Genomic DNA, 7,464 nt, shown 5'->3' with positions numbered 1-7,464 from the left:
GCGCTCGATGATCAGCTAGCATCGCTCCAACAGGCTGGTGTTGCGTCCACCGGTTGAATTCGCCTTGCACGCCGCGATCGCTATGATGTATCAGGGCGGCGGTACCAATCCGGTCTTTCCGTGCCCATATTGCCATCTCCAACGCATCCAACGCCAGTTCGGTGTGCATGGACTCGGCCACCTGCCAACCCACTATCGCGCGGGAGAACGCGTCAGTGACGAACGCGGTGTAGCAGAACCGGCCGCCGGCCAGCGCGACATAGGTGAGATCGGTCACCCACAACAGGTTCGGCGCGGGCGCGGCTAAGCGCCGTTCTACCAGGTCAACCGGTCGCGAAGCTGGATCGCCGGGGACCGTGGTACGCGGCTGGTGACGACGCGGCACCACTCCGGTCATGTCGTGGGCGCGCACCAGCCGCTCCACCGCGCAGCGAGGCACCGGTCGGCCCGCGACACCGCCGTCGCGCAGCAATTGCTGACACACCTTCCGCGCCCCATACAACTTTCCACTTGCCTCCCACACGCGGCGGATCTCCACCAACACCGCCGCGTCTCGCATATCCCGCTCGGATGGCTGCGCCTGCCGTTTCTTCGCCGCGTAGTAGGTTGAGGTTGGGAACTCGAGCGCCGCGCAGATCGGTTCCACTCCGAACTGGTCACGGTGGGCATCCACGAACGCGGTCAACGTGGCGGTCGAGGGTTCATTTCCCGGGCGAAAAAGCGGAGGCGAGCTTCAAAATCTCATTCGCTCGCCGCAGCTCCCTAGCCTGCTGTTCCAGCTCGGAAATCTGGGCATCCTTCTCCGCCTCCGAACCCGGCATCCGCTGCCCAGACGGGGCTTGTCCTTCCTCATCGCGCCGCACCCAGTAGCGCAACGCCGCGCGAACCTTGAGCTCAACCGGGTACTGCCATGCCGCCGATCCTCTCCAGGATCAACAGCCTCCAAGATTCCCGGGGTGGTCCAGCTGGTGGTGGTCATCGGATTCAACCGGTTTGTACGTAGTCCGATGTACTTCGGGCCGGTCGTGGCCCTGCTCGGCTACGCCGCCGTGGTCTGGCGCCTCCCCGCGTCATTCGTGCGCGTCTACGAGGAACCCGCCCTGGCGCCGGTTCGGCGCCGAGTACGGCACATGCCGGCGCAACGTGCGGGCTTGGATACCGCGAGCACACCCGTGGACACCCGCACGGAGTCAGGATTGAAGTAGGTCGTGTAGTGCGTCGGCGGTCGCTGTGACGTCCTCGGTGCGGTGAAGTGGCCCACGGTGGGCAGCCGAGCGACCCGGCCGTGGGGCAGCAGGTCGGGTACCGCGTCGACGTTCACACGCTCGTGAAGCAGCGCCGCGATCGAGTTCAACCGGGGCAACCGGTCATGGGAGTGATCCGCCGTGCTGAGTTTCGAGCCGTGGGTGCGCCCGCTGGCGTCGCTGACTACCGCGACCGCACGAGGGCTACTCGGGGTCATGGTGGGGTTCGTCGAGGGTGAAGGGGCCTTCGACGAGGCCCAGCGGTGGCAGAGTCGTTCGATCGAGCCAGGTGTCGGTGTCGATTCCGCATTGGTCTGCGGTATCGAGAAGCTTCTGCAGGAGCTTGCGGTGCAGGTAGGCCGAATACGGAAGCTCCGCTCGCCGCGCCGCCGTCAGGTTCCGCAGCGCTGAGCGGACCTCGGCGCGCAGCTCGGTATGCATGACACTTCCCCTCGTTGCACCTCACAGAGTATGGTTACTTGCGAAATCTCGCAACTCCGAAAGTGTGCAGCTGCTCTAGCGGTGGTCAATGGCCCGGCCCACTCGCGCACATCTTGAGGCTCGCGACTTGGGGAGACCGCCACCTCCGGCCGCGGCCCCGGTGGGCGCGGTACACGAGCGGCACGACAGGATGAGGACACCGCCATGCATGTCCGGATGAATACGATCTTCGGTGACCGCGACAAGACGGCGGCCGTCCTAGACTATATCGAAGGCCGCGACCGCGCGGTGGTGGAAGCGGCGCTCGGTACCGGCGGCCTGGCCACCTACGCGGATTGGGACAGTGGGGTCGTCGTGGCCGCCTCGTACTGGGATGAGCCCGCGCACTCCAGCGAGGCGGTCCTGACGGAGGTCCGTCGCGATGTTGAGCTGCTCGCCGGCGGCACTGTCACGGCGGAACAATACGAAGTCACGGCGAGGGTCTGGCACTCCCGGCCCGGGCGGGGCGCGATTGTGCTGGTGCACGGCGTGCAGCTTGAGTCCGCGAGACTCGACGACGCGGTCCCTTTCCTCAGCGGGGTGCTGCTGCCGGAACTGGCTCAGTATGAGAGGCCGTGTATCGCCGAGATTTTGGTGGACAGGGACTCGAGTTCAGCGGTCGTGTTGACGGTATGGGAAAACGAGCATGTCGCCGGGGACGCGAGTCCAGCTGTCGAGGCCCTCCGAGCTCGTGGGGTTGAGCATGGTGTCAAATTTGTCACCACCACTCGGTACACCCTCTTCGGCGTCTCCCAGGGCGGGGTACCGGGTGTCGAGCTGTGGCTTCCCCCGCTCGGCCCGTGACCGGCCGTGGTCCGGCACCTGTGAGCCCGTCACTGCGGCAGGCGCCCGGCGCGACGGTTACAACCCACAGATCGTAACAAGTTGCGCGGCGCGCGGCTGATCGCCTCGCCCCGGCACGCGGACGCGCTGCTCGTGACCGGCCCTTCCGCCCCTGGGGTTGAGCGCACGGACCAGTTCGTGCCCACGCGCACCCCTGCCCTCGTCACGCTCGTGTCCCTTGGGCCGATCCTCACCGAGTCCGCCGCCACCAGCACACGTATCAGCCTGATCGCGCTGCACCTCGCGGCGGCCCTTGTCCTCGTACCAGTGTTCCGGCACTCCAGGCGCCCTCAGCCGCCGACGCACCCGATGTGAGCCCTCGCCGAAGGGACGGTTCAGAAACCTCGTGCCTGATCACGCCATCAGACACTCGGACGTGCTGCGCAGCCGGGAGATCTACGCCGGACATCACGGGACTGTTCCAAGATCGGCTCTGGCTCAGAAACGGTGGTGGGGCGGGTTCAGCTGAGCAGGATGCGTTGTCGGAGTAGCGGGAATCCGGCTCGTCCGTACATCTGTCTTTTGATCGCTTTAAAAGTTACGTGGAATCTGGTCGGGCGGTTGATCATCTCCGTCCGGTGTGACCACGGACTTGGGAGATGGCTTGAGCGACAGCGTGGTGCTGGAGCGGAAGTGGCCGGTACTCGGCCGACACGAGCGGGCGGCTGAGTGGCTGCGGGTATGGGCTGATCTGGGGCGTGCCCGGCGGACGATCGACGCCTACGCCCTTGGGCTGGCTGAGTATCTGTTGATGTGCGAGCGGGAGGGCGTCGACCCGATCGCCGCCAGCCGAGCACACATCGCTGTCTACGTCCGCGAGTTGACCGAGCGGCGCAGCCGCGGGGGCGTGAACGTCGTGTCGATCGACTCTGGGTCGGGGCTGGCCAACGCGACGATCCAGCAGCGATTGGTGCCGGTGCGGCTGTTTTACGACTACTTGATGGAGGAGGGGGTGCGGGAGGCCAACCCGGTGGGCCGGGGCCGTTACACGCCTGGGCGGCGGGGAGGCGGCCACGAGCGCGGTTTGGTGCCCCGGTTGACGAAGCTGCCGTGGATCCCGTCCGAGCGGGAATGGGCGGAAGTGCTCGGTGTGGCGGCGAGAGAGCCGGTTCGCAATCGGGTGATGCTCGCGTTGGCCTATGACGCGGCGTTGCGGCGGGAGGAGCTGTGCTCGTTGCGCACCGATGATCTGGACCCGGCGCACCGGACGCTGCGGGTGAGGGCGGAGACGACCAAGAACCGGCTGGAGCGCGTGGTGCCGTACTCGGCCTCCACTGGCGTGCTGTTGTCGGGCTACTTGGCCCACCGGGCAAGGATCAGCCGGGCGCGCGGGCCGTTGTTCCTGTCCGAGTCCCGCCGCAATCACGCACAGCCGTTGAGCTTGTGGACGTGGTCGAAGGTCGTCCGGAAGATCGCTCTGGACGCTGGAGTCCCGCGGTTTTCCACCCACACCACAAGGCATCTGTGCTTGACGGACCTGGCGCGGATGGGCTGGGAGCTGCACGCCATCGCGACCTTCGCCGGACACCGGACGACCGACGCGACCCTGGCCTACATCCATCTGTCCGGCCGGGACTTGGCCGACAAACTCGCCAAGGGCATGGAACACATCCACGCCTGGCGCGTCGCCGCGCTCACGGACGGCCCGGTCGCGGGGACGCCGCGGTGACCGCGCCGCGGTCGGGGACCGCCGAGGTGGTGTCTGGGGCTCGGTGGCGCTCGCCGTTGGCTGGGCGGCGGTTCGACACCACGGTCGCAGTCCGGGCCGAGGAGGCGACGGCGATCCAGGAGCTGGGCGTGGACAACCTGCGCCGGCTTCAGCGCCACGATGCGTCCGCACCGGGCTGGCGTGTGATCCGGCGGCTGCTGCGCCCGATCGACACGGTCAATGCTGGTCTGGACTCACCGCCGACCCCGCATCGGCGACGCGCCATGCTGGACGTGGTCGCCGTGCTGCTGGTGCGTTCCGCCGAGCTCGGCAGGGCTTTCTGGGGCTGGACCACCGAGGAGTGGGTCTACCTGCTGGGTCGCGACCAGCCGGAGTTCTGCCGCCACGCGCCAGCCTGGGCCGGCGACGAGGTCCGGCCCTACCTCGCGGCCCACGCCTATCTTCTGGGCTCCTTCAACGGGTTCCACGCGATGGCCGGCTTCCACCGGCTCAGGCTGTCCTGGCGGATCTTCGGGCAAGACGGCGTGAACAGCGAGATCGCGCGGGTCCGTGCAATCCTGGCGCGGTGGGGCTACCAGCTTGGGCGCGATGACGACCAGTTACTGCCGAATGTGGTCTGCCAGCTGTTCCTGTTCAACCGCAGCCCGCACCTGGAGGACCTGAGCACTGAGCTGTTCGACCGGTTCCGCGGCGACCGGCTGTTGCAAGGCGCGCGGTTGAACACCCTCTACGCGACGCAGCGGGCCGTGGCCGAGTTGGGGTTCTGCGACCCGCCCCGGCCGCGCACCGGCGACCACTCCACCAAGGCGACCGGCGGCGCCCCGGCTTGGGAGCAGTGGGTGAACCAGTGGCACGAGACCTCGACGCTGACACACCGCACCCGCGGCCAGACCCGCTCCAACCTGCTCAGGGTCGGCCGTTGGCTCGCGGCCGAGCGCCCCCAGGACGCTGATCCATCCGACTGGACCCGCAAGAACAACACATCAACAAGATCAGGAACGCACCAGCGTCACGGTCACAGAGCCTGCCGGATCACCTGAACGTGACACGCCGGCAGCGACCACCGTTTCTGTGCCAGAGCCGATCTCTTGACAGGCCCGTCCTCCCGGGACGGTACTGGCACTGGTTGCTCTCAGCATCGCCTGCCGATATCTGTGCGGCGGCGATCCTCAGCCACCGCAACGCTGATCTTGTCGCCGCTCGTGCCCGGTCGAGACCTGGCGCTTACCGCGCACATACGTCGACGAAATCAGCGCGCGCCTTGCCCGCTTGCTGGCTGACCCACCGGTCTCGCAACCAGTCCGGCCACGAGTCCAGTACAGCGGCGCAATAAAGCGACGCCGAGTCACTACCGGGGTGGGCGCGAAGCTCGCAACGCACGGCAAGCTCGGCAGCGCAGTCCTCGGCCGGCCGAACGGCACAGGCGCCAACCCGCCGGCCAACCGCCACGCATCAAGCGATCCGACAAGCAGGTCCCGCAATCCGCGGTCACCACCCGCGCCGTGTACCACCTCGACCGCCAACCGCACCGCTCTCGCGGCTGAGCGGCGGCGAGAACGCCTCAACCGCCATCCAGCTATCCCACCTCGAGAAACCGTGCGGGCGGCCGCGGACGCCTCAACGTGCAGCCGGTCCACCACGCCAGCACCGGCCAGAGGCAGCGCCGCACGGCTCGCGGAAACTGCCACGACGCGCGCGGTCTGCGCGGCGTCTGTCACCGGCACAGAAGCCAACCACGGGGCCAGGGGCATCAGCGCCGGACGCTGTTCCCTGGCCCGCTATGGCGAGATCGCGCTGACATCGGTGCTGACCGCCCACCTGAGCTTCCCTCGGTTCTCCGGAGACTTCCGAACCAGGTTTGATCATGCAAACCGTGGAAGGAAGTCATCGTGTCCGCACCGAAGAAGTATCCCGATGAGCTGCGCGAACGTGCGGTGAGGTTGTATCGGGAGGCCGACCCGAAGCCGGTCAAGCGGTGGTTGGCCGAGCAGTTGGGTATCCATCCGGAGGCGTTGCGGAGCTGGATCCGCCAGGATGAGGCCGATCGCGGTGAGTGTGCTGATCAGCCGAGCACCCAGATGCTCGAGGAGAACCGGCGGCTGCGCCGGGAGAACGCCGAGCTCAAGCGGGCCAACGAGGTGTTGCGGGCGGCCAGCGCTTATTCGCGGCCGAGATCGGCCCGACCCGGAGGTGGTCATGAGCTTCATCGACGCCCATGACTTCCCGGTCGGTCTCGTGCCGCGGGTCCTGTGCATCCCGTCGTCGACCTACTACGGCTGGCGGGCGCGCCAGGCTCGGCCCAGTGAGTGGGCGCGCGGCGACGCGGAGCTACTGGAGCGGATCCAGGCCATTCGGGCGTCGCACGAGTTCGCGGCCACCTACGGCTCACCGAGGATGTGGCTGGAGCTGCGACGCCAGGGCGTACGGTGTGGGCGCAAGCGCGTCGAGCGGATCATGCGTGAGCACAACCTGCGCGGCGCGTACCTGCGCAAGGGCTGGAAGGGCGGCTCTACCCGGTCCGACCCGCGTCACACCGCCGCTCCGGACCTGGTCAACCGCGAGTTCGCCACCGAGGGGCCGAACCGGCTGTGGGTGGCTGACCTGACCCGGATCATGACCGGTGAGGGTGTGTTGTGGCTGGCCTCGGTGCGCGATGCGTTCTCCAACCGGGTCGTCGGCTGGGCCACCGCGGCCCGCGCGGACACCGACCTGGTGCTCACCGCGCTGGAGTACGGGCTGTGGTCGCGCGACGTGCGCGCCGGTCAGCTCGTGCATCACTCGGACAAGGGCCCAGTACACCGCGATCCGGTTCACCCAGCGCCTGGCCGACGCTGGGATCGCGCCGTCCACCGGCAGCGTCGGAGACAGCTACGACAACGCGCTCGCCGAGAACCTGTGGTCCACGATCAAGATCGAGCTGCTGTACTGGCCTGGTACCAGCTTCGCCACCCGGGCCGAAGCCGAAGCAGCGCTGTTCCGCTACATCGACGGCTGGTACAACCCCCGCCGCATCCAGCGAGGGCTCAGCGGGCTCTCACCCGACGAGTACGAGCAGGCCCACCACACCCTCCACCAGCAACCGGCCCAGCCGGCTACCCTCCAACCCGAGCCGGCCAATCACAGATAAACAAGTCTCCGGCAAACAGGGGGAACCTCAACCCCGTCCGCGCACTGCGCATGAAGCGTTGGCACCTCGGCGGGCTGGACGCCGACACCCCGACCGCGGGC

The 7,464-nt window shown here is 67.7% G+C and carries 9 protein-coding genes and 1 pseudogene; 8 read left to right on the top strand and 2 right to left on the bottom strand.

All coding sequences use genetic code 11. The features are described 5' to 3' along the window. Window positions 1-685, bottom strand: a 685-nt coding sequence (locus tag ABEB12_RS13610; RefSeq protein WP_345702789.1) for an IS3 family transposase, incomplete at its 3' end; no start/stop codon positions are given. Window positions 686-956: 271 nt separating this feature from the next. On the opposite strand from ABEB12_RS13610, the gene ABEB12_RS13605 reads away from it, so the two are divergent. Next, window positions 957-1,205 carry a hypothetical protein gene (locus ABEB12_RS13605; RefSeq protein ID WP_185066018.1) on the top strand — a complete coding sequence of 83 codons (249 nt, stop codon included), beginning with the start codon at window positions 957-959 and terminating at the stop codon, window positions 1,203-1,205. A gap of 243 nt (window positions 1,206-1,448) precedes the next feature. On the opposite strand, the gene ABEB12_RS13600 is transcribed toward ABEB12_RS13605, so the two are convergent. Further along, window positions 1,449-1,685: a hypothetical protein gene (locus tag ABEB12_RS13600; protein WP_185066019.1), complete on the bottom strand. Its 237-nt coding sequence runs from the start codon at window positions 1,683-1,685 to the stop codon at window positions 1,449-1,451. Between the two features lie 204 nt (window positions 1,686-1,889). Here ABEB12_RS13600 and ABEB12_RS13595 point away from each other — a divergent pair, with 204 nt between their 5' ends. The 7 genes and pseudogenes from ABEB12_RS13595 to ABEB12_RS13570 all read left to right on the top strand — a co-directional run bounded on the left by ABEB12_RS13595 (window position 1,890) and on the right by ABEB12_RS13570 (window position 7,363). Beyond that, the gene (locus ABEB12_RS13595; RefSeq protein ID WP_345702788.1) at window positions 1,890-2,528 is read left to right on the top strand and encodes a hypothetical protein; all 639 of its coding nucleotides are present in this window, start codon (window positions 1,890-1,892) and stop codon (window positions 2,526-2,528) included. A gap of 132 nt (window positions 2,529-2,660) precedes the next feature. Continuing rightward, the gene (locus ABEB12_RS42115) at window positions 2,661-2,882 is read left to right on the top strand and encodes a DUF6069 family protein (RefSeq protein WP_425572244.1); all 222 of its coding nucleotides are present in this window, start codon (window positions 2,661-2,663) and stop codon (window positions 2,880-2,882) included. Between the two features lie 289 nt (window positions 2,883-3,171). Beyond that, window positions 3,172-4,236, top strand: a complete 1,065-nt coding sequence (locus ABEB12_RS13590; RefSeq protein WP_185066021.1) for a tyrosine-type recombinase/integrase — start codon at window positions 3,172-3,174, stop codon at window positions 4,234-4,236. Continuing rightward, window positions 4,233-5,276 carry a hypothetical protein gene (locus ABEB12_RS13585; RefSeq protein WP_185066022.1) on the top strand — a complete coding sequence of 348 codons (1,044 nt, stop codon included), beginning with the start codon at window positions 4,233-4,235 and terminating at the stop codon, window positions 5,274-5,276. The genes ABEB12_RS13590 and ABEB12_RS13585 overlap by 4 nt, the downstream gene beginning before the upstream one ends. Window positions 5,277-6,125: 849 nt before the next feature. Beyond that, the gene (locus tag ABEB12_RS13580) at window positions 6,126-6,455 is read left to right on the top strand and encodes a transposase (protein WP_185066023.1); all 330 of its coding nucleotides are present in this window, start codon (window positions 6,126-6,128) and stop codon (window positions 6,453-6,455) included. Next, a pseudogene (locus tag ABEB12_RS13575) lies at window positions 6,433-7,017 on the top strand (IS3 family transposase); the annotation flags it as partial. The gene ABEB12_RS13580 and the pseudogene ABEB12_RS13575, both read left to right, overlap by 23 nt. Next, window positions 7,010-7,363, top strand: coding sequence for an IS3 family transposase (locus tag ABEB12_RS13570; RefSeq protein ID WP_345702790.1), 354 nt, complete (start codon window positions 7,010-7,012; stop codon window positions 7,361-7,363). The pseudogene ABEB12_RS13575 and the gene ABEB12_RS13570, both read left to right, overlap by 8 nt. Window positions 7,364-7,464 lie beyond the last annotated feature (101 nt).

The organism is Actinospineispora eucalypti (assembly GCF_039543365.1).
GTDB classification, from domain to species: domain Bacteria; phylum Actinomycetota; class Actinomycetes; order Mycobacteriales; family Pseudonocardiaceae; genus Pseudonocardia; species Pseudonocardia eucalypti.
This window is presented reverse-complemented; position numbering and strand designations above follow the sequence as displayed.

Excerpts from the sequence above, each read along its gene's own strand:
- ABEB12_RS13595 (WP_345702788.1), top strand. The coding sequence starts at position 1,890 with ATGCATGTCCGGATGAATACGATCTTCGGTGACCGCGACAAGACGGCG.
- ABEB12_RS13600 (WP_185066019.1), bottom strand. The coding sequence starts at position 1,685 with ATGCATACCGAGCTGCGCGCCGAGGTCCGCTCAGCGCTGCGGAACCTG.